Here is a 21,704-nt window from a genome sequence, read left to right on the forward strand (position 1 = left end):
AGTTCCCGCCGGTCAGCTGGTCGGCAGGACCACGCTGACGTCGACCGGCTGATCCGGAAGGACCTCGTTCTTCCGGTCGGCCGTCGCCTTGGTGAAGATGTAGCCGCCACCGCATGCTGTGGTGCCCGGCCACGTCGGCTTCGAACAGTCGTAACCGTTGGTGCGGAACAAGAGCGGGCCCTTGGTCTTGCCGATGTTGTCGTGGACGGTCTTGGCGGTCAGCGGATCACCTGGTATCTGCCGCAGCATGTCGGCCGCCCAGACGGCGACGAAGAAGCCCTGCTGCGCCTGCCCCCGGTTCTTCAACTCCTTGTGCGCCGCCATGTACCTGCTGAAGATGTCGAGGTCCTTCTGCGGACCGGCCGGAATCGGCGTCATCGTCGAGTTGTAGAAGGGGCTTCCGATGATCACGTTCTTGAGCATCGAAGGATTGAGCTTGTCGACGACCACCGAGCACACGCCCGCATGGATCAACCCCGTGTAGCCGGATGAACGCAGCGCCGGCACCGCGCCGAGACAGTCCGCATCGGTCGCGAACAGCGTGACCCCGTCCACCTTGGCGGACACCACGGTGGCCGCGAACGACGTCCAGTCGGTCTGCGCGGGGTAGAAGAACGGGCTGAGCTTCAGGCCGAGCTTGTCCGCCGCGGGCTTGATGACCTTCGTCATGATCGTGTGGTTCGCGGGCACGTCCGCCAGGACTTCCGCCACGGAGGTCGCCCCGAGTTTCTTCAGGGCGACCAGGCTGGAGGCGTAGCCCTCCTCGTTCGAGCCTTCCGAGATGTAGGCGTCACCCAAAGCGGTGTTCTCGGACGGACCGTACGCGAACGCGCTGACGTCAACGATGCCGGCCTGCTTCAGGACGGGCAGCGCGGCGTCCCCGGCGTAGTCGACCCCCTGCACCGCGAGGACGACGTTCTGGGAGACGAACTTGTTGGCGCAGTTCACCGACGACTCTGGGGTGACGTCCGTCTTGCAGATCTCCGCCCGCAGCGGATGTCCGTTGATGCCGCCGAGCTCCTGGTTGACGTAGTCGACGCCCGCCTCGAACCCCAGCCGCATGTCGGCGAGGGAGATCTGGCCGCCTTCCAGGCCGTGGAAGCCGACGAGCACCGGCGGCAAGCCGTTGTCCGCCGGCTTGCCGCCGCCGCCCGCGGTCACGGACGGCGAGTCGGCGTTCGCGCTGCCTTCGTTGCTCTGGTTGCCGCCGCACGCGGCGGCGAGTAACGCGGTCAGCACGCCGACCGCAAGCAGTGGAATGCGTCTCGGATGATTCACGATTTCTCCTGGCGTTGGGGGTGTGAAGCTTCCGAGCCCGTGCGATTCGAACATCCCCGTACCCGCAGACCTGAGGCTCGTGACAGCCGGATGCCGGGGCGGCGTCCGCGCGCCGCCGGTGGGCCTTGCAGTTGAGGTCGACCATGCTGCGGTCGTCCGGCCCGGCTGACGCCGACCATAGCGTCAATCAGACGCCCACAACAGATCCACATCGCCAAAATTTGAAGCGCGCTTGATTTTTCGGTTACGTCTCCAAGACGGCGGTCGCCGGGTACCGCCAGAAGACACGACGGCGGCGGCCGGACCCGCAAACTCGGGCCGGCCGCCGCCTCAGGTCGACGGGTAACAGGGGGTCAGTCGGTGGCCAGAACCGTTCCGCTCTTCGCCGCGAGCTCCTGCCACTGCTCCTCGGTGATACCGCCGGGCTGCTTGAGGTAGTTGTGGTACCGGATGAAGGTCTGCTCCGCCCCCGGCGGCGTCCACCCACTCACGAACAGCGTTTCCTCGTCGGTCGGATTCCAGAAGGTATGGATCGCGCCCCGCGGCACGAACAGATAGCTCCGTGGACCGAATACGTCGCGCTGATCGCCGGCGCGCATGCCGAGCTCGCCCTTGACCACATAGAACAGCTCGTCGTGCCCGGGATGCCAATGAGTGGGCGGACCCTCTCCGCGGGGTGCGATCCGATACTCGATGAAGGACGCGAGCCCGCGGGTGTGCGACCCGTCGGCCAGGATGCTCAGGAAGTCGGCGGACGACGGCTCCGGCATCTCGATCTCGCCGGGCGCCAGGATGACGATCCCCTTGTCGGTCGGTTCGCTCACGGTCGCCCAACCGTCGTGCGTATCTGCCATGTGGCCTCCGATGCGGCTCGTAGTGACGTGCTATGGCTTGAAGACCTGGAAGTCCGGATTGACGGCCGCGAGGCCCACCCACTCGTAGTTCACCCGCGCGCTGAGCACCGCGTGACTGGCCCCGGTGTGCGCGTCGCGCCACACCTGCGCGAGCGGGCTCGCGGTCGCGTACGAGCTCGAACCGGCCAGGTTCATCAGCTCGTCGATGGCCAGCGTGACCAGCCGGGTGCCGTGGGCGACGCCGGCCCGCGTCCTCACGAGCTGTTCGTCGGAAAGCATCTCGGCCTTGGCCGCGGCGGCGTCGAGCGTCCGCGCCACCTCAGCCAGATGCAGCCGTCCGCTCTCGACCCGCATGATGCACTCCCCCAGGCTCGCCTGGAATGCCTGCGAGTCGGCGGCCTTCTCGTACGGCGTCATCATGATCGGCCGCTTGCGGCCCAGTTCCGACACGAGCTGACATCCGTGCTGCCCGATACCGACGATCACCGAGCCGAGGAGCAGGGCAGAGGTCTCGACGATGGGAAGCCGCAACTCCGCCGGCAGGCCGGGATCGGTACATGCGTCATAGCCCATGACCTTCTTGAAGGTGGCGACGCGATGACTCGGCACGAACACGTCCTCGACCACCGTCGTGTGGCTGCCCGTACCCCGCAGGCCCACGGTCTCCCATGTCTTCTCGATGGTGACGTCGCCGATCGGGAGGATGGCCTGAAACTCGGCGTTGCCGAGCACTGCCCAGTCGTCGTGCATGATGCCGGAGCTGAACGGCCAGCGCCCGTTGACGATGTAGCCGCCCTCGGTCTCGGTGAACGTGCTTGCCAGGCTCGTGACGGAGGCGAGACGGGCTCCGGGGTTGGGACCGTACACATCTTCCTGCGCCTGCTGCGGGAATCGTGATGCGTAGAAGTTTCCCCCGTTGGTGATCATCGTGACCCAGGCGGCGGATCCACACCGCCTCGCGACCGCCTCGACGACCGCGCTCGCCGTCTGAGCGTTTGCCCCCAGGCCACCGTGGCGCGCGGGCGCGAGCATCGAGAACAGGTGCGCGTCGGCCAGCGCTTGGACCACCTCGGGCGCCAGCTGGCGCTCCCGGTTCGCGTATTCCGTGCCGGCGGCGATGACATCGGCGACCGCGTCGACCTGGCGAAGCAGTCGATCCTGGAGTTCGCGCTGATCGCCAACGGAACCGGTGCTTGCTGCGACTTCAGCAATGGTCATCAAGGACTCCACTCATAACTTGGATCTGTGCAGGACCTGGATCTCGGTGAACCCGTAGAGACCCCAGGGCCCGTTCTCGACGCCGATGCCACTCCATTTCGCTCCGCCGAACGGCTGGTGGGGCTGGAGTACCAGATGGGTGTTGACCCACGCCGTCCCGCACTCCAGACGGGCGGCCACCGCCGCGGCCCGATCGGCGTCGGCGCTCCACACGGATCCGGAGAGGCCGAAGTGCGTCGCGTTGGACCGCTCGATCGCGTCGTCGAGGTCCCGGTAGGGGATGATCGGAAGAACGGGACCGAATTGCTCTTCGTCGACGATGCGGGTGCCGTCCTGCACGCCGACGAGGATCGTCGGCTCGTAGAAGTAGCCGGGGCGGTCGAGCGCGCGTCCGCCGGTCACGGGCTTGGCGCCGGCCGCGATGGCGTTCTCGACGAGTTCCGCGACCCGCGCGAGTTGCGGCTTGTTGTTGAGCGGGCCCAGTTCGGTTCCCGCTTCGGCCCCGTCGCCGACCCGCACCGATCGCGCCTGCGCGGCGAGAGCCTCCGCGACATCGTCGTACAACCGCTCCGGCACGTACACCCGCTTGACCGCCGAGCACACCTGGCCGTTGTTGCGGAAGGCCGCCCAGAACAGTCGTTGCGCGATGGCGGCCGGGTCGACGTCGTCCAGGAGAATCGCCGGATCGTTGCCGCCCAGTTCGAGCGTGACGCGCTTCAGATCGGGGGCCGCGGCCGAGGCGACCCGCTTACCCGTGGCCACCGAGCCGGTGAACGAGATCTTCCGAGGAATCTCGTGTCCCGTCATCCATGGGCCCAGTTCGTCGCCGCCCGCGACGACGTTGAGCACGCCGGGCGGCAGGACTCGGGCGAGCAGCTCACCCATTCGCAGCGTGGCCAGGGGCGTGAACGGCGAGGGCTTCAGCACCATGGTGTTGCCCGCCATGAGCGCCGGCGCGATCTTCCACATGGCGAGACTGAGCGGGTAGTTCCACGGCGTGATCGCCGCCACGACGCCCAGCGGGCGTCGAGTGACCTCGACATACGCCTGGTCGTTGTCCTGGATCACCTCGCGGGGCAGATCGAGGTCCGCGTAGTACCGGCACCAGGTGGCCGTGCTCGCCGCCTCGCGCCGGGCTTCCGCCAACGGCTTGCCTTGTTCCGCGGTGAGGATCGACGCCAACTCGTCGACAGCGCCGGTGAGCACGCCGGCCGCGGCTCGGAGCACCTCACGCCGGGCCGATTCGTCCGTGCGCCAGCCCCGGTAGGCGGCCGCCGACGACCGCATGGCGGCGTCGAGTTGCTCGCGAGTGCATTGCGGAGCCTGCTCGAAGACCTCGCCGGTGGCCGGGTTGACCACCCCGAAGGTCGAGTCGGTGCCGACGGCCTTTCCGTCGACGGTCAAGGTGTACTGGCTCATCTGGACCTCATCACTCGGCGCCGGGCCGGACGGGAGCCGGTCAGCTATTTGCATTCCAAGCCGGTGAGCAGCCCTTCGTCCTGCCAGGCGCACAGCAGGTGGTCGAAGGCGACGATCCCCGGCGAGTACGAGCCGTTGCGACGGAACAGCAACAGGTTCGGATTGCCCTCGTTGTTGTAGTACCCGGGAGTGCACGACTGCAGGAACTCGATATTCGCCCGGGACGCATCGATGACCGTCCGCACCCAGTTGTTCTCGGCCTCCTCGATCACGTCGACCGTGCCGGCGCCGCGCGTCCTGGCCTCGCCGATGACGTAGGAGATGTGCCGGCTCTGGGCATCGAGCACGTGCGTCTGGTTCGAACTGATGCCGACCTGCGCAAGCGCCACGATGAAGAAGTTGGGAAAGCCTCGCGTCTGCATCCCGAAGAACGTCGAGATACCGGTCTTCCACTTCTCGCTCAACGCCAGGCCGCCACGTCCGTAGACGTCGTAGCCGACGCGGTTGACGAGCGGGCCCCCGACCTGGAAGCCGCTGGCGAAGATGATGCAGTCGAGTTCGTACTCCTTGCCGTCGGCGATGACGCCCCGCTCGGTGATCTCCGATACGCCATGGCCCTCGGTGTCGACCAGCGACACGTTCGGCCGGTTGAACGTCTCCAGGTACTCGTCATGGAAGCACGGCCGCTTGCACAGCGCCCGATAGTACGGTTTCAGCGCCTCGGCGACCGTCTTGTCGTGGACCACCCGGTCGACCCGGGCTCGGACCTCTTCCATCTTGAGAAAGTCGAGGCGCTCGTCGAGCACGCCGCTGCCCAGGCTGCGAAGCCGGTAGATCGCGGTCCAGCCGTCGTTGACGAGGTCGGTCTCCGCCTCACCGCCGGCGACGTACGTGGAGAAGTTCTCCATGCGGTCCCGCTGCCAGCCGGGCCGCAGCGTCTTGACCCACTCGGGATCGGTGGGCCGGTTCGCGCGAACGTTGATCGACGAAGGCGTGCGCTGGAAGACATACAAGTGCTTCGCGCTCTCGCCGAGGTGGGGAATGGCCTGGACGCCCGTGGCGCCGGTGCCGATGATCCCCACCCGCTTGTCCCGGAGGCCGGTGAGGTTTCCGCGGCTGTCGCCCCCCGTGTATTCGTAGTCCCAGCGCGTGGTGTGGAAGGCGTGGCCCGTGAAACGTTCGATGCCCGACACACCGGGGAGCTTGGGCCGGCTCATCGCTCCGGTCGTCATGCAGACGTACTTCGCCCGAACCCGGTCACCCCGGTCGGTGGAGATGGTCCAGGCGAGCGTTTCGTCGCTCCAGCGCACCTCGGTGACGCGCGTCTGGAGCAGCGCGTTGCGGTACAGGTCGAAATGCCGGGCGATGCGCCGGCAGTGTTCGAGGATCTCCGGGCCCTTCACGTACTTCTCGGTCGGCATGTAGCCGACCTCCTCCAGCAGGGGAAGGTAGATGTAGGACTCCGTATCGCAGGCCGCGCCGGGATACCGGTTCCAGTACCAGGTGCCGCCGAAGTCACCGCCCTGCTCGATGATGCGCACGTCCGTGATGCCGGCCTGACGCATGCGTGCGCCCAGGAGCAGTCCGCCGAATCCACCGCCGATGATCGCGACTTCGACCTCGTCGGCGACCGGTTCCCGCTCGACCCGAGCCGTGTACGGATCCTCCACGAAATGCGCGAGGTCACCGGTGACCGCCCGGTACTGCGCGCTGCCCTCGGCCCGCAACCGCTTGTCCCGCTCCGTGCGGTACTTCTCCCGGACGGCCTCCAGATCAAGATCCAGTTCGCTCGAAGCCAGTTCGGCCACGCGTGCTCTCCTCTCGATCGAGCTGCCGCCGCAAGCGAAGACCCCCTGACGGACGCCGTCGCGGGGGAACTTTCAAAGCTCAGTTGATTTTTTCTAAGAGGAATTGAAAGTAGCACCGGGTGGCGTTGGCGACAAGGTCTTCGGCGCACGCGCCCGAGGCGGTCACCGGGCACCACCGCGCGGCGCCGGGCCGTCTCAGCGGCGAATGCCCTCGATCATCAGCTCGAGCAAGCGGTCGGCCTCGGCGGGCCCCTGCGGGTGGCGCTCGGTGACCAGCGAGATCGCGTTGACCAGTGTGAGCAGGTCATCGATGGCGACCTGCGGACGGACCATGCCCGCCCGGACCGCGGTGTCCAGCAGGTCGGAACCCGCCGCGGCGAGCATCGCGTAGCACGTGGACGGTTCGGCCTGGTCCTCGGCGCCGGCCTGGGGCAGCGGCAGCATGGATGCGGCGAGCCCCCGGGTCGAGGCGACGTATGTGCCGACCTCGCGGAGCCATGCCGTCAGCGCCACCTCGGGTCGCACCTCGCGAGCGAGCGCTTGGGCCCGGTCACGCAGTGACTCGACGCCCTCGTGGAACACGGCCTCCAGCAACGCGTGACGGGACGCGAAGTGCCGGTGCAGGGTGGCGGATCCGACGCCCGCCTTGCGCGCGATGTCCTCGAGCGAAGCCTCCGCACCGTCCTTGGCGAAGGCCGCCGCGGCCGCCGCCATGATGCGCTCGCGATTGCGGCGGGCGTCAACGCGCAGCGGTCGGACAGCTGCGCTGGCCTTAGCCGCGTTCGACGACACCTGGGCTCCGGGTTGTCAAATCGGGGTGGACCCCCATATCGTAGCGCAGCCGAACCGGGGGGTCCCCCTGGTTCCTCTGATCAGGAGCTGATGTCATGAGCACAGCTGTCAGCGAGTCCCCCGTCCTGGTGATCGGCGGTACCGGCAAGCAAGGCGGCGCCACCGCGCGAGCACTGCTCGCCCGGGGCGCGCCGGTCCGCGCCCTGGTCCGCGATCCGGCCGCGGACCGGGCCCGCGACCTGGAACGACGCGGTGCGGCACTCGTCCTTGGCGACCTCAACGACCCGGAGTCGCTGGTCGCGGCGGCCACGGGAGCACGGGCGGTGTTCTCGGTACAGACCCCGGATCCGTCGGACCTCGCCTCGGACTCCGAACGCGTCCAGGGCAAGAACCTGGTCGAAGCCGCGCAGGCCGCCGGCGTGCCGCACTTCGTCCACACCTCCGTATCGGGCGCCGGCGACTACCACCGCGCTGCTCCCGGCTGGACGGAAGGCCGCTGGAACGAACACTGCTGGGAGAGCAAGGCATACACCGACGAACTGGTCCGCGCGGCCGGGTTCCGGCACTGGACGATCATCCAGCCGGCATTCTTCATGGAGAACTTCATCCGCCCGTCCTTTCTGTTCAGGAACTGGGTGGAGGACGAGTTCCGCACGGTCCTGCGCGCTGACACATGGTTGCCGCTGGTCGCCGTCGACGACATCGGCACGACGGCCGCCCTGGCCATCGCCGACCCGCAGAAGTTCCACGGGGTCACCGTCGACCTCGCCGGCGACTACCTCCCCATGACCGAGATCGCCCGGATCCTGTCGGAGGCCTGGGCGGCCCGCATCGAGCTTCCCGCCCTGTCGCCGGCCGAAGCGCTGGCACAGGGCCTGATCCCGGAGCTCGTCAACGGCCACGAGTGGATGAACGAGGTCGGAAGCCCGGCAAGGCCGGAGCACGCCCGCGCACTGGGCATCCCGACCACGCTCTTGCGCGACTGGGCCGCCCGGACCGGCGGACCGGCTTCCTGACCGCCGGCGCCTTGCCCCGCGCCCGGACGTGCAGTACATTTTCGAATCACATTTGAATATTCCGCACGGTACACCAGGGGGCCTCGATGAACGCTTCCGCGAGCATCGCCTACGAGGGCGGCGCAGACCGGCTTTCGGGATCGCTCAGCGACCACCGAAGGCTCACCGACCGGGCGCCTCGCGTGGTCGCGCCGATCCGCCACGACACCGTGGAACGAGCCGTCGCCGAGGTCCGCGCCGGACGGCCGGTCGTGGTCATCGACGACCACGACCGGGACGCCGACGGTCACCTGGTGTTCGCCGCCGAGCTGGCCACGCCCGACCGCGTCGCGTTCATGGTGCGCCACACGTCCGGCTACATCCGGGTCGCGATCGCCGAGGCCGACGCCGACCGGCTCGATCTCCCGCCGATGTTCCACACGAGCCAGAGCGTCCGGGGCATCGGCTACGCCGTCACCGTCGACGCCCGCCACGGCGTCACGACCGGCATCTCCGCACACGACCGGGCGCACACGATCCGGCTGCTGGCCGATCCCGGGGCGGGCGCCGCCGACCTCGCCCGCCCCGGCCATGTCGTGCCGTTGCGTGCCCAGGACGGCGGCGTGCTGCGCCGCCGCGGGCTTGCCGAGGCCGCCGTCGACCTCGCCGTGCTCGCCGGGCTCCGCCCGGCAGGCGTGCTGTGCGAGGTCGTCAGCCAGCAGGAACCGGCCACGATGGCACGCGCCGACGAACTGCGGCTCTTCGCCGACGAGCACGACCTCGCACTCGTCTGCATCAGCGACCTGATCGCCCACCGGCGCCGGTCCGAGAAGCTCGTCCGGCGAGTCGCGGCGGCCCGGTTGCCGCTGCGCTACGGGGAGTTCACCGCGATCGGCTACGCCTCCAGCTACGACCGGCGTGAACACGTCGCCTTCGTCTGCGGCGAGCTCGGCGACGGCGAGGACGTGCTGGTGCGGGTGCACACCGAGTGCCTCGCCGGGGACGTCTTCGGCTCACTGCTCTGCGACTGCGCGCCACAGCTGCGCGCCGCCCTCGCCGCCGTGGCACAGGCAGGACGTGGCGTCGTGCTGTACATCCGGGGTCACGAAGGCCAAGGCCTCCCCCTGGCACCGGCCGGCCGGACCGGCACCGCCGAGGCCCACGACGACAGCACCGGCGCCCACGCGCTGGTCGATCTCGGGGTCAGGTCCGTCCGGCTGCTCACCAACAACCCGCGCCGGTGGGCCGGCCTCGAGTGGTATGGGCTGCGCGTCACCGGCACCCGGCCGCTGCCGGTACAGACCGTCCAGGGAAGCAGGACCGATGTCGTCGAAGCGTATGACGGGCGGGCCATGTCGGCGTGACGAAGGTCCGCGGGCGTGTCGCTCGGGTCGCTCAGCCCGGCGGCCGGCCGTTGGCCGAGGGCTCGGCCAGCCAGCGGCGCACCCGGTCGGTGGCGCTCCCGAGCGCGGGAGGCACGAGATCGTGGCCGGCGGGCGTCCGGCTGAAGGTGACCGGGTGCCGGATCATCGGGACGGAATCGTCGCCGTCGCCGACCGTGACGACCGGCTCCAGCCCGAGATCGACCGCAGTGGCGATGCCCTGGGCGACGTCCTGTATCGGTGCGGACGGAACGCCGGCGCGGCGCAGGCGGCGGAACCACTCCTGCGCGTCGTGGGCCGACAGCGCCTCCTCGAGCAGCGGGCGCAACGCGGCTCGGTTGGCATTTCGCCGCGCGACGGTGACGAATCGCTCGTCATCGGCGAGTTCCGGCCGGCGCAGTGCCCCGCAGAGCGTGCGGAACTGCCGGTCGTTTCCCGCGGCGATGATCAGATCACCGTCGGCCGTGGGCATCGGCCCATACGGGTAGAGGCTGGGGTGCTCGTTCCCCATGCGCATCGGGACGACGCCCGCCATGACGTACGTGGCGGACTGGTTGACGAGACCGGAAAGCGCCGACGACATGAGGTCCACCTCGACGAGCTGTCCTTCGCCGCTGCGGTCCCGGTCCCGCAGTGCCGCCAGGACACCCAGACCCACGTGCAGGCCGGCGATCACGTCGAAGACCGCCACACCGCTGCGGAAACCGGGTCCCTCGGGCGCGCCGGTGAGCGACATGAGGCCCGATAACGCCTGCACCAGAAGGTCATAGCCGGGAAGGTCCGCCCCTTCCCGCGTGCCGAAGCCGGTGATCGACGCGTAGACGACGGCCGGATTGGAGCTGCGCACCGACTCGTAGTCCAGTCCGAAGCGGGCCAGCCCGCCCGCACGGAAGTTCTCCACGACGACGTCCGCGCGGCGGGCGAGGTCCCTCGCCACAGCCAGGTCGCCGGGTTGCGCGAAGTCGAGGACGATCGAATGTTTGTTCCTGTTGATGGAAAGGTAGTACGAGGACTCGTCGCCGCGCACCGGCGGCCGCCACCGGCGGGTGTCGTCGCCCTCCGGGCTCTCGACCTTCACGACGGTAGCGCCCATGTCGGCGAGCAGCATGGTGCAGTACGGCCCCGCCAGAATACGGCTGAAATCGGCTATCAACAGGCCGGCGAGCGGTCCGGTCGGAGCGCGGCCGAAGGGATCGGCGGCGGCGGCCGCGGATGAGCGTTGAGGATGCGCAGACACGCAGCCAACGTTTCAGCCCACAGGCACGGCTGTCCAATACCTATCCCGGCTTGCTTCATTTCGATGCCAGAAATAATCTCCGGCACTATGGAGCTGGCACACGTTCGAGCGTTCATCTCAGTCGCCCAGGAGCTGCACTTCGGCCGGGCCGCACGCCGGCTGCACATGTCGCAACCACCGCTGACGCGGCTCGTCCAGCAGTTGGAGCAAGAACTGGGGACCCGGCTCTTCGAGCGCACCACGCGCCGGGTCGCGCTCACCGCGGCCGGCCAGGCGTTCCTGCAACCCGCGAAGGACGTGCTCGAAGCGGCACGGAAGGCCGAGTCGGCCGCGAAGGCGGCCGAGCACGGCGAGGTGGGGTGCGTCCGCCTCGCATATGCGAGCGCCAGCACACAAATGCTCGTCAGTCGAATCGCGAAGCGCACGCGCGAGACGTTCCCCGGCATTCAGATCGAGCTGTACAGCTCCCACTACGCGTATCCGGCGCTGGAGAGCGTGGTCAACGGCGACATGGATCTCGCGCTGGGACGGTGGGATCACATCCCCGCCGGGGTGAGCTCCCGACTCGTCGCCAAGGACTCGCTCGTCATCGCGCTGAGTGCGACCCACCCGCTGGCAGGCAGGCCCTGGGTGACGATGGCCGAGCTGGCCCGCGAGCCGTTCGTCTCCCTGCCGCCGCATGCGGGGTCGGTAATGGTCGACCGCCTGCGGCGGCTCTCCCTGGAGGCGGGTTTCGTCGCCGACGTGGTTCAGATCGCCCCGGATTCCTGGACGATGCTGTCGCTCGTTGCCGTGGGTCTCGGCTGTTCGTTGACCCTCTCTTCGGTGCCCGAGAACGTCACGTACCCCGGTGTCGTCTTCATCCCGTTGGCCGGCGAGACCGAACCCGTCCCGGTTCGGCTGGCCTGGCGCGATGACACCACGAACGCGGCGACAGCGACAGTGCGGCGGGTCTGCGGTGAGGTGCTCCCGACCCTCGCGTGAGCGGCGCCGTCGCCGTCACCGATCGCCGTACCCAATATTATCAATGTATGGTATATCAGATATCAGATGCCTGCCGCACGGCGTGATGGCGCCTCGGGATGTCCGACGAGAAGGAGGCCAGATCATGAAGGAACTGGACGGGAAGGTCGCGGTGGTCACCGGCGCCGGCAGCGGTCTGGGCCGGGCGATGGCACATGCGTTCGCCGCCGAGGGCATGGTGGTCGTCGTCGCCGACCGGCGCCTGGACGCCGCGGAACAGGTCGCCGGTGAGATTCGCGCGGAAGATGGACGCGCGCAGGCCATGGAGGTCGACGTCACCGATCTCCGCTCGACGGAGGCGCTGGCCGACCGTGTTGACCAGGAGCTGGGCGGGGCGCAGCTCCTGGTCAACAACGCCGGAGTGATGCCGACGACCCCGCTGCTGATGACCGACGAGCTCAGCTGGCGCTGGATCGTTGAGGTGAACCTCCTCGGCGTGGTGCACGGCATCCAGGTTTTCGTGCCGCGGATGCTGCGCAGCGGACGAGACGGTCACGTCGTCAACACCGCCTCGATCGCGGGGATGGTCGCCGGCGCGGGAAACCGAGCCAACCGAGTGCTGCTCGGCGACCGGGGTTTCCCCGAGTCGCCCGGGATGATGCATGGATACACGGCCACCAAGTACGCGGTAGTTGGACTCACCGAAGCGTTGAGCGCCGAGCTGGCGTGGACGCGGGTCGGGGTCTCGCTGTTGTGCCCGCACGGGCACGAATCGACGAACATCAGCCGGAACTCGGCGAAGTACCGGCCCGCGGCATTCGGGGGACCATCGGATCCCGAAGCGCTGAACGACACGATTCGCCGCACCAACTGGGCGGCGGCACAACCGGAGCGTCCGACGATGGTGCCGAAGCAGCCGGAAGAGCTGGCCAGGCGTGTGGTCCGCGCGATCCGTGCGGGCCACTTCTACGTCTTCACCCACGCAACGGACCGCTGGGCCATCGAAGAGCGGAGTGAGCAGATCCGGGCCGGCCTGGACGATGCGGACGGCTTCGCTCCCTGAGCGCCTGGTGTACCGCGATCGGCCACGACGGTGTGCGCGCCGAGCCGGAGAGTCCACATCTTGTGCGGGTGTCCACCCGCTGCTACTTTCAATGCTCGTTAGAAAATATCAATGATGGTTTGAAAGTGGGGAGCCATGATCACCAGCACCCCTCGCGGCCGCGCGGCCGATCGACTGGATCTCGCCTCCTGCCGTCTCGACGCGCTCGCGGAACACGCCACCGCCGTGACTGCCGAACGGGCGAACGCCAACCACACACCCCTGGAAGGCTCACCGGCATGACCACCGTAGACCTGGGCGCACAGTCGCTGCGCGAAGCGTTCGGAACGTTCCCGACCGGAGTGGTCGCCGTCTGCGGTCTCGACAGCACGGGCACACCGGTCGGCATGGCCGTGAGCACCTTCGTGCCAGTATCCCTTGAGCCACCGCTGGTCGGCATCTGCCTCCAGCAGGCGTCGCGCACCTGGCCCGTACTGCGCAAGATGACAACCCTGGGCATCAGCGTTCTGGGCAGCGAACACCGAGACGTGGCACGGCAACTGGCGGCGCGGGAGGGTGACCGGTTCGCCGGAATGACGACCTCCGTGACCGATCGAGGCGCCGTGCACCTCGCAGGATCGCCGACGCTGTTCGAATGCGCGCTCGAGCAGGAATTCGAAGCCGGAGATCACGTCATCGCGGTTCTGCGGGTGCTCACCGTCGACTTCGAGCCCGAAGCGCAGCCGCTGCTCTTCCATCGCAGCCGCTTCGCCGAGGTCTCATCGGCGTCGGCCTAGCGGCACGCTCGCCCGGGGTACGATGACCCGCGCGGCGCCAGGCGGGTCGCTTGCCTCACCGGCCGATGACGGAACGCGCGTACGACGCCGCCGGTCCGGCGAGCTTACGCCGGACCCAGGTGAACAACTCGGATGCGTCCTGTGCACGCCAGTCCGGCGGAAGCAGCTCGGCCGGCAAGCCGGGATCAGCGTAGGGCAGGCGTCGCCATTCGGTGAGAATCGTCAGGTAGTCGCGGAAGGCCTTACGCGGCTCAGGTCGGCCGGGATACGCGGTCCACCCGTCTCGGATCGGCGAGTTCCGATCGAGGAATTCGCCGTACAGATCCTGCAACGCATCGAGGTCCCACCATGTCGCGACGGCTGCCGTGAGATCTTCGAACCCGCGATGGTCCGCGGCGAAGATGACCGCGTTGTCCACAAGGCCGAGGCGCCGCAGTACGCGCACAGCCGCGTCTTCGAGATGGCCGGGTGCTATCCAGAGGCCGGGTGTGACGATGCCGAACCCCATGCGGGTCAGTTCCGTGCGCAGGAGATGCCGCTTTTCTCGTTCCGACTCGGGCACAGAGAAGACTACCAAGACCCACCCGTCCTTCACCGTGGCGCGATGCCGGCCGAAAATCCGGATGTCCCCTTCATCGAGGATGCTCGCGGCCTCGTCGGACAGCCGATAGCCCGCCGCGCCGTCGATCTTCTGCGCCACCAGCAGGTTGCGCCGCTTCAGGCGCGAGATGGACGAGCGCACGGCCTGAGCCTCGACCCCAAGATCGGCGAGGAGCCGGACCACTGACGCGACGGAGAGCCAGCCGTCGTGCTCACGGGCGTAAAGACCGTAGAGGCTCACGATCAGCTGCCGCGGCTGCGCAATGCCGGCGACGTACTCGTCTTGCTCATCTTGAACGGCAGTCACCAGTAGACGATAGCGGCCACACCCCGGACGGCCCGTTTCGACCCCGTGCCTCCGCGCCGGCACCCGTGTGACTAATATGCTGCCATCTTGACTGCCGTCACCAAGACGGCATACTTGAAGGATGAACTTGAGCCGCCCTGGTTCCCTGCTGCGGTCCGGGCACGTGGACACGTTCTGCCGGGACAACCTGCCGCCCCTCTCCGAATGGCCCGAGCTGCTCTTCGAGCTGGACGAGCTGCGGTACCCCGAACGGCTCAACTGTGTCGCGGAGCTCCTCGACAACGTGGTGGCCCGACTCGGAGCGGACCGGCCTTGCCTGCTGACGCCCGACGGGCCGGCTTGGACGTACGGCCGCTTGCTGGACACCGTGAATCGCGTCGCCAACGTCCTGAGCCAGCAACTCGACGTCATCCCCGGCAACCGGGTACTGATCCGGGGCCCGAACTCGCCCTGGCTTGCCGCGTGCTGGCTGGCCACGCTCAAAGCGGGCGCGGTGGCCGTTACCACTATGCCGCTGCTCCGGCCCGGCGAACTCACGGTCATCACCGAGATCTCGCGCCCCCGGGTCGTGCTCTGCGACGCCCGGTTCATCGAGGGCCTGCAGAGCGCCGACCTCCACGGCGCCCGCACGGTGACCTTCGGATCCGACGCCCAGGACGACCTGTGCAGCCTCGCCGCGACGGCCGACGACCACTTCGACGCCGTGGATACTGCGGCCGATGACGTCGCGCTGCTCGCCTTCACCTCGGGGACGACCGGCCGGCCCAAGGCAACGATGCATTTCCACCGCGATGTGCTCGCCAACGCCGACACCTTCGCCAAACAGATCGTCGGCATCCGCGCGGACGACATCGTGACGGGCACTCCGCCACTGAGCTTCACCTTCGGGCTGGGCGGACTGCTCGTCTTTCCGCTGCGGGTCGGCGCCGCGACGCTGCTACTGGAACGAGCGACGCCACAGGCGCTGGCCGAGGCGATCGAGGCTCACAGCGTGTCGATCTGCTTCACGGCCCCGACGGCGTACCGGGCGATGCTGTCCGGCGGCACCGCCGGCAAGCTGCGGACGCTGCGCCGCGCGGTCTCCGCCGGCGAGCACCTGCCGGCCACGACCTGGCATGCGTTCTACGAGGCAACAGGTGTCAAGCTCATCGACGGCATCGGATCGACCGAGATGCTGCACGTGTTCATTTCAGCCGCGGACGACGACATCAGGCCCGGATCGACGGGGCGTGCGGTTCCGGGATACCGGGCCGCCGTGCTCGACGAGGACGGAAACCCCGTGCCCGCCGGAGTCCCCGGCCGGCTGGCGGTCAAGGGACCGACCGGTTGCCGGTATCTGTCCGACGAACGGCAGAAGACCTACGTGTCCCGCGGCTGGAACATCACGGGCGACGTGTTCTTCCAGGACGAGGACGGTTACTTCCACTACCAAGCGCGCGCCGATGACATGATCGTCTCGTCCGGTTACAACATCGCGGGTCCGGAGGTCGAAGAAGCGCTCGGCTCCCACCCGGCAGTGTTGGAGTGCGCCGTGGTCGGCCTCCCCGACATCGCCCGGGGGCAGTTGGTGAAAGCCTTCGTCGTGGTCAAGAACGGCTTCACCGCCGGCGACGATCTCGTTGCCGAGTTGCAGCACCACGTCAAGCAGACGATCGCGCCCTACAAGTATCCGCGGGCGATTCAGTTCGTCGAGGAGTTGCCGCACACGTCAACGGGCAAACTCCAGCGTTTCGCCGTCCGGACCTTGGCAGCCGGGTCCGGGACGGAGCCGGCGTGAGCGACGAACGCCGCGGCGTGGAGCACAAGGTCAGGGTGCAGTGGATCGACACCGACGCCGCGGGGCACTACCACCATTCGTCGGTGCTGCGGTGGGTCGAGGCGGCGGAAGCCCTCCTGTACCGGGAGTTGGACATCGACGGAATCTTCGGCGCCGTTCCGCGGGTGCGCTATGAGGTGGACTACCTGAGCCCGCTCTGGTTCGACGACGTCGCAACGGTCCGGCTCTGGATCGATCGCGTGGGCTCGAGCTCACTCGAGTTCGAGTTCGAAGTCGTTGCCAATGCGGGCGTGATCGCCGCCCGTGGCCGCCAGACGGTGGTGCACGTGCCGAAGGCGGGCGAAGGCTCAGCGCGCTGGCCGGCGGGTTGGTCGGCGAAGCTTACGGCGGCGTCCCGTGGTTGACGCGAACCCAGAGCAGGGAACGGAGACGCAATGCGAATCGCCGTGATCGGCGGTGGACCAGGTGGTCTGTACTTCGCCGCACTCGCCAAACAGCTGTGCCGCGACCACGAAATCGTTGTCTGGGAACGCAACGCGATGGACGACACCTTCGGATTCGGTGTGGTGTTCTCCGACCAGACCCTGGACGGGATCGAGCACGCGGACGCCGAGATCTTCGCCGCGATGGAGCGGGAGTTCGCGCGGTGGGACGACATCGACGTGCACTTCCGGGGGCAGGTCCTGACCAGCGGCGGCCACGGCTTCGCGGCGATGAGCCGGCGCAGGCTGCTGCAGATCCTTCAGCAGCGATGCGGCGCGCTCGGCGTCGATGTGCGGTTCCGCGCGGTCGCGCCGGACGTCGAACTGCTGTCGGCCGAGTTCGACCTGGTGGTCGCGTGCGACGGGCTCAACTCGACGGTGCGATCGCAACTTGCCGCTTCCTTCCGGCCCACACTGGAGGCGCGCGACTGCAAGTACATGTGGCTGGGCACGGACAAAGTCTTCGATGCTTTCAAGTTCTACATCGCCGAGACGCCCTTCGGCGCCATGCAGGTCCACGGATATCCATACGACCGGCACGGCAGCACGTTCATTGTCGAGATGACCGAGCAGGTGTGGAAAGCGGCCGGCTTCGCCGCCTTCGCCGGTGATGCTGTCGTCCCGGGCGCCTCGGACGACCGGTCCGTCGACATCATCCGCGAACTCTTCGCCGACGTCATCGACGGCCACCGGATCCTGACCAACAACTCAAAGTGGATCAACTTCACCACGGTTCGCAACGAGTCCTGGCATCACGCAAACGTCGTGCTGCTCGGCGACGCCGCGCACACCGCGCACTTCTCGATCGGGTCCGGCACGAAGCTCGCGATGGAGGACGCGCTCGCGCTGGCCGCCTGCCTGCACGAACAGCCAGACGTCGCCGCTGCCCTCGAGGCTTACGAAGCCGAGCGCCGGCCGGTCGTCCTGTCGACGCAACGGGCGGCGCAAGCGAGCCTGGAGTGGTTCGAGAACTTGCAGCAGTACGTCCACCAGGATCCGCTGCAGTTCGCGTTCAACATCATGACCCGCAGCCGCCGGGTCACATACGACAACTTGCGCATGCGCGATCCGGAATTCGTCGCCCAGGTCGACACCTGGTTCGCCGAGCACGAGGCCGACCGTGGCGTCACCGCCGGTATCGGGCGGCCCCCGATGTTCCAGCCGCTGAAGGTGCGCGGGCTCGAACTGGTCAACAGAATCGCGGTGTCGCCCATGGACATGTACATGGCCGAGGATGGACTCCCGACTGACTTCCATCTGGTACACCTCGGCGGCAAGGCCCTCGGCGGAGCCGCCCTTGTGTTCACCGAGATGGTCTGCGTCTCCGCCGAGGGGCGCATCACCCCGGGATGCACCGGCATCTACACCGACGATCAGGCTGAGCGCTGGGGACGCATCACCGAATTCGTGCACGCGCGGTCCGACGCCAAGATCGCCATCCAGTTGGGGCACTCGGGCCGGAAAGGCTCCACGCGCCTGATGTGGGAGGGCATGGACGACCCGCTCCCCGGCGGGAACTGGGAAATCGTCGCCCCGTCGCCGATTCCCTACCGGCCGGGCTTGAGCCAGGTACCGGTGGAGCTGACAGTCGATCGAATGCGGGCTATCAAGCAGCAGTTCGTCGATGCCGCGCGCCGAGCGGACGCCGCCGGGTTCGACCTGCTCGAATTGCACTGCGCGCACGGCTATCTGCTGTCGTCGTTCATCTCGCCGATCACCAACCGGCGCAGCGACGAATTCGGAGGCTCGCTGGAGAACCGGCTCCGGTTCCCGTTGGAGGTGTATCGCGCGATCCGCGCCGTCTGGCCGGAACACAAACCGACGAGCGTGCGGATCTCGGCGACGGACTGGTACGACGGCGGCGTCACCGGCGACGAGGCCGTCACCATCGCGTCCGCGTTCGCCGATGCGGGCGCCGACCTCATCGACGTGTCATCCGGGCAGGTGACGCCCGACGAACGGCCGGCCTTCGGCCGGTCGTACCAGACGCCGTTCGCCGACCGGATCCGCAATGAAGCGGGCATCGCCACGATGGCGGTTGGCATCATCTCGTCGTACGACGACGTGAACTCGATCCTCCTGGCGGGACGCGCCGATCTGTGCCTGTTGGGCCGGGCCCACCTCTACGACCCCAACTGGACGCTGCACGCGGCAGCGGAGCAGACGTACTCCGGGCCAGGGGCGAAGTGGCCGGCGCCGTGGCGCGCGGGTGCACGGCGCCCGCAGACGGGCCGGACGGAAGGCCCAGGGCCACGCCTGGAACTGATCCGGGAGGGTGCGACCGCGACGGCGCACGGCCGGTGGACGCCATGAGCCCGGACGGCAGGATCGCGCTGGTGACCGGTGCGGGACGAGGCATCGGCCGGGCGATCGCGGTGAAGCTGTCCGCCGAAGGACTGCGTGTCGCGATGACCGCCCGGAGCGCCCACGAGCTCGAGGCCACCGCGGCGATGTGCGCCGGGCCCACACTCACCGTGCCGGCCGACATCACCGAGGCGACATCCACGGAAGCGATCTTCGGAGTGGTCGAGCAGGCGTGGGGCGCCGTCGAGGTGCTCGTGGCCAATGCCGGTGCGGGCTTCGCCTCCCGGATCGAACGCACCAGCGACGGGGACTGGCAGCGCATGCTGGACCTGAATCTCACCGCCCCGTTCAGGTGCGTCCGGCGGGCCGTCCCGGCCATGCGGAGGAGCCGGTTCGGTCGGATCGTCGTGATCGCCTCCAACGCGGCACGGATCGGCGAGCCGTACATCGCGGCCTACGCGGCGAGCAAACACGGTGTGCTCGGCCTGGTCCGTTCGGCGGCCGCCGAACTCGCGGCCGATGGGGTGACGGTCAATGCGGTGTGTCCAGGCTATGTGGACACGTCGATGACCGATCACACGGTGGACTCGATCGTCGCCGCATCAGGTCGATCCGCGGAGCAGGCGCGAGCGGAGCTTGCCCGGAAGCAGCCGATCAACCGGCTGATCACCCCCGACGAGGTCGCCGAAGCGGTCTGGTTCTGCGTACTCAGCGGCGGGATGTCCGGGCAGGGAATCACCGTCGACGGAGGAGCGGTGCAGGCATGAGTGTGAGCCGTGTCAACCCGGCCGAGCTGGCCAAACCCGCGGGCTTCTCACACGCCGTGGTAGGCACCGGCAGGGTCGTGTTCCTCGCCGGGCAAACCGCGATGGACCCGGATGGGCGGATCGTCGGCAGGGACGTCGTGTCCCAGTTCGAGACGGCCCTGCAGAACCTGCTGACGGCCCTCCGCGCCGCCGGCGGCTCACCGGAGCGGCTGGCCAGCGTGACGATCTACATCACGGACATGGACGACTACCGCGCTCACTCGCGTGAGATCGGCGAGGTGTGGCGGCGTCTGTGCGGACGGGAGTACCCCGCGATGGCAGGCATCGGCGTCTCCCGGCTCTGGGACGCCGAGGCACTCGTCGAGATTCAAGGCTTCGCGATCATCTAGCCGAGTGGAAACGAGCCCGGCCACACGACGTGGTGGTCGACGCCTTCGACACCCACGAGGACGCCGTCCTCGCGCCAACGACCGGGGCGCGAGGACGCGGGCCCCTCAGCGGAAGGCAGGGATCCCGGTGACGGCGGCGCCGACGCTCAGCGCGTGCATCTCTTCGGTCCCCTCGTAGGTGGAGACTGTCTCGAGGTTGCACATGTGCCGCATGACCGTGTGGTCGAGGGTGATGCCGGCGGCACCGAGCATTCCCCGCGCCGTACGGGCGACCTCCAGCGCCGCTCGGGTGTTCGCGAGCTTGCCGTAGCTGACCTGAGCGGGGTGCAGACGGCCCGCGTCCTTGAGCCGCCCGATCTGCGCGGCGGCGAGGCCGGCGTTGTTCACGGCGATCACCATGTCCGCGAGCTTTCGCTGGGTGATCTGGAAGGAGGCCAGCGATTTGCCGAACTGGGTGCGCTGCATCGTGTAGGCGAGTGCCTCCGCATAGCACGTACGTGCCGCCCCCACGACACCCCACAGGATGCCGTACCGGGCCTCGTTCAGGCACGACAGCGGGCCACGTAGTCCACGGACCTCAGCAAAGACGGACTCCGCCGGCAATCGGAGGTCGGTGAGAACGAGTTCCGCCGTCACGGACGCGCGCAGCGAGAGCTTGCGATGGATCTCGTATGCCTCGAAGCCGGGCGTGTCGGTGGGCACGACAAATCCACGGACACCCTCGTCGGTGCGGGCCCACACGACGGCTACGTCGGCCATCGTGCCGTTGGTGATCCACATCTTGCTGCCGTTCAGCACCCAGTCGCCGCCGTCGCGGACCGCACGGGTGCGCATGGACGCCGGGTCACTGCCGGCGTCGGCCTCGGTGAGACCGAAACAGCCGATGGCCTCGCCGCGCGCCATCGCCGGCAGCCAGCACTGCTTCTGTTCATCGGTTCCCCAGCGGTGGATGGCGAACATCGCGAGGGATCCCTGCACCGAGACGAAGCTGCGCAGCCCGGAGTCGACCGCCTCGAGCTCGCGACAGGCGATGCCGTAGGCAGTGGCGGACGACCCGGTGCAGCCGTAGCCGGTCAGGTGCATGCCCAGCAGCCCAAGCGCGCCGAAGCTGCGTCCGAGATCCTTGGGCAGCTTGCCGTGCTCGTACCATTCGGCGACGTTCGGTGCGAGCTCGTTGCGCGCGAAGTCTCGGACGGTGTCGCGGATCGCGCGATCCTCGTCTGACAGTCCGGCGTCGATGTCGAGGTAATCGTTGACGTCTATCGATGTCTGGGTGGACGCGGCGGTCGACAT

20 protein-coding genes are annotated in these 21,704 nt (G+C 68.2%); 11 read left to right on the forward strand and 9 right to left on the reverse strand.

Going from position 1 to position 21,704, the window contains the following annotated elements:
• Positions 1 to 12: 12 nt before the first annotated feature.
• The 6 genes from ACQPXD_RS34770 to ACQPXD_RS34795 form a co-directional block, all read right to left on the reverse strand.
• Complete coding sequence (locus tag ACQPXD_RS34770) at positions 13 to 1,332, reverse strand: ABC transporter substrate-binding protein (protein ID WP_432825557.1); 1,320 nt, start codon at positions 1,330 to 1,332, stop codon at positions 13 to 15.
• A gap of 299 nt (positions 1,333 to 1,631) precedes the next feature.
• Positions 1,632 to 2,102 carry a cupin domain-containing protein gene (locus tag ACQPXD_RS34775; RefSeq protein WP_432825558.1) on the reverse strand — a complete coding sequence of 157 codons (471 nt, stop codon included), beginning with the start codon at positions 2,100 to 2,102 and terminating at the stop codon, positions 1,632 to 1,634.
• Positions 2,103 to 2,162: 60 nt separating this feature from the next.
• Positions 2,163 to 3,350, reverse strand: coding sequence for an acyl-CoA dehydrogenase family protein (locus tag ACQPXD_RS34780; protein ID WP_432825559.1), 1,188 nt, complete (start codon positions 3,348 to 3,350; stop codon positions 2,163 to 2,165).
• 12 nt (positions 3,351 to 3,362) lie between these two features.
• A complete protein-coding gene (locus ACQPXD_RS34785) occupies positions 3,363 to 4,862 on the reverse strand; it encodes an aldehyde dehydrogenase family protein (protein WP_432825560.1) in 1,500 nt (499 codons plus the stop codon).
• Complete coding sequence (locus tag ACQPXD_RS34790; RefSeq protein ID WP_432825561.1) at positions 4,814 to 6,577, reverse strand: flavin-containing monooxygenase; 1,764 nt, start codon at positions 6,575 to 6,577, stop codon at positions 4,814 to 4,816. The genes ACQPXD_RS34785 and ACQPXD_RS34790 overlap by 49 nt, the downstream gene beginning before the upstream one ends.
• Before the next feature lie 195 nt (positions 6,578 to 6,772).
• Positions 6,773 to 7,369, reverse strand: a complete 597-nt coding sequence (locus ACQPXD_RS34795) for a TetR/AcrR family transcriptional regulator (RefSeq protein ID WP_432825562.1) — start codon at positions 7,367 to 7,369, stop codon at positions 6,773 to 6,775.
• A 95-nt stretch (positions 7,370 to 7,464) separates the two neighbouring features.
• On the opposite strand from ACQPXD_RS34795, the gene ACQPXD_RS34800 reads away from it, so the two are divergent.
• Together ACQPXD_RS34800 and ribB are read left to right on the forward strand one after the other, a co-directional pair.
• Positions 7,465 to 8,385 (forward strand): NmrA/HSCARG family protein, encoded by a 921-nt coding sequence (locus tag ACQPXD_RS34800; RefSeq protein ID WP_432825563.1) that lies wholly within the window; start codon positions 7,465 to 7,467, stop codon positions 8,383 to 8,385.
• 86 nt (positions 8,386 to 8,471) lie between these two features.
• The gene (gene ribB / locus ACQPXD_RS34805; protein WP_432825564.1) at positions 8,472 to 9,728 is read left to right on the forward strand and encodes a 3,4-dihydroxy-2-butanone-4-phosphate synthase; all 1,257 of its coding nucleotides are present in this window, start codon (positions 8,472 to 8,474) and stop codon (positions 9,726 to 9,728) included.
• 31 nt (positions 9,729 to 9,759) lie between these two features.
• Here the strand turns inward: ribB and ACQPXD_RS34810 are convergent, their stop codons facing one another.
• Positions 9,760 to 10,854: a CaiB/BaiF CoA transferase family protein gene (locus ACQPXD_RS34810; protein ID WP_432825565.1), complete on the reverse strand. Its 1,095-nt coding sequence runs from the start codon at positions 10,852 to 10,854 to the stop codon at positions 9,760 to 9,762.
• Between the two features lie 216 nt (positions 10,855 to 11,070).
• On the opposite strand from ACQPXD_RS34810, the gene ACQPXD_RS34815 reads away from it, so the two are divergent.
• The 4 genes from ACQPXD_RS34815 to ACQPXD_RS34830 all read left to right on the forward strand — a co-directional run bounded on the left by ACQPXD_RS34815 (position 11,071) and on the right by ACQPXD_RS34830 (position 13,785).
• Positions 11,071 to 11,967: a LysR family transcriptional regulator gene (locus ACQPXD_RS34815; protein ID WP_432825566.1), complete on the forward strand. Its 897-nt coding sequence runs from the start codon at positions 11,071 to 11,073 to the stop codon at positions 11,965 to 11,967.
• Between the two features lie 124 nt (positions 11,968 to 12,091).
• On the forward strand, positions 12,092 to 13,009 hold the full coding sequence (locus tag ACQPXD_RS34820) for an SDR family NAD(P)-dependent oxidoreductase (RefSeq protein WP_432825567.1): 918 nt from the start codon (positions 12,092 to 12,094) through the stop codon (positions 13,007 to 13,009).
• 135 nt (positions 13,010 to 13,144) lie between these two features.
• Positions 13,145 to 13,291 (forward strand): hypothetical protein, encoded by a 147-nt coding sequence (locus ACQPXD_RS34825; protein ID WP_432825568.1) that lies wholly within the window; start codon positions 13,145 to 13,147, stop codon positions 13,289 to 13,291.
• Positions 13,288 to 13,785 (forward strand): flavin reductase family protein, encoded by a 498-nt coding sequence (locus ACQPXD_RS34830; RefSeq protein WP_432825569.1) that lies wholly within the window; start codon positions 13,288 to 13,290, stop codon positions 13,783 to 13,785. Before ACQPXD_RS34825 ends, ACQPXD_RS34830 begins: the two co-directional genes overlap by 4 nt.
• Before the next feature lie 55 nt (positions 13,786 to 13,840).
• Here the strand turns inward: ACQPXD_RS34830 and ACQPXD_RS34835 are convergent, their stop codons facing one another.
• Positions 13,841 to 14,692, reverse strand: a complete 852-nt coding sequence (locus ACQPXD_RS34835) for a PaaX family transcriptional regulator (protein ID WP_432825570.1) — start codon at positions 14,690 to 14,692, stop codon at positions 13,841 to 13,843.
• A 121-nt stretch (positions 14,693 to 14,813) separates the two neighbouring features.
• Here ACQPXD_RS34835 and ACQPXD_RS34840 point away from each other — a divergent pair, with 121 nt between their 5' ends.
• From ACQPXD_RS34840 to ACQPXD_RS34860, 5 genes are read left to right on the forward strand one after another with little or no spacing between them, the layout of a single operon-like run.
• On the forward strand, positions 14,814 to 16,469 hold the full coding sequence (locus ACQPXD_RS34840) for an AMP-binding protein (RefSeq protein WP_432825571.1): 1,656 nt from the start codon (positions 14,814 to 14,816) through the stop codon (positions 16,467 to 16,469).
• Complete coding sequence (locus ACQPXD_RS34845; protein ID WP_432825572.1) at positions 16,466 to 16,873, forward strand: acyl-CoA thioesterase; 408 nt, start codon at positions 16,466 to 16,468, stop codon at positions 16,871 to 16,873. Before ACQPXD_RS34840 ends, ACQPXD_RS34845 begins: the two co-directional genes overlap by 4 nt.
• A gap of 30 nt (positions 16,874 to 16,903) precedes the next feature.
• Positions 16,904 to 19,264, forward strand: coding sequence for a bifunctional salicylyl-CoA 5-hydroxylase/oxidoreductase (locus ACQPXD_RS34850; RefSeq protein ID WP_432825573.1), 2,361 nt, complete (start codon positions 16,904 to 16,906; stop codon positions 19,262 to 19,264).
• Entirely contained in the window at positions 19,261 to 20,022 is a 762-nt protein-coding gene (locus tag ACQPXD_RS34855; protein ID WP_432825574.1) for an SDR family NAD(P)-dependent oxidoreductase, read from the forward strand. Before ACQPXD_RS34850 ends, ACQPXD_RS34855 begins: the two co-directional genes overlap by 4 nt.
• Positions 20,019 to 20,411 carry a RidA family protein gene (locus tag ACQPXD_RS34860; RefSeq protein WP_432825575.1) on the forward strand — a complete coding sequence of 131 codons (393 nt, stop codon included), beginning with the start codon at positions 20,019 to 20,021 and terminating at the stop codon, positions 20,409 to 20,411. Before ACQPXD_RS34855 ends, ACQPXD_RS34860 begins: the two co-directional genes overlap by 4 nt.
• Before the next feature lie 105 nt (positions 20,412 to 20,516).
• Here the strand turns inward: ACQPXD_RS34860 and ACQPXD_RS34865 are convergent, their stop codons facing one another.
• Positions 20,517 to 21,704, reverse strand: coding sequence for an acyl-CoA dehydrogenase family protein (locus ACQPXD_RS34865; RefSeq protein WP_432825576.1), 1,188 nt, complete (start codon positions 21,702 to 21,704; stop codon positions 20,517 to 20,519).

This window comes from Dactylosporangium sp. CA-092794 (assembly GCF_050948465.1).
Classification (GTDB): Bacteria; Actinomycetota; Actinomycetes; order Mycobacteriales; family Micromonosporaceae; genus Dactylosporangium.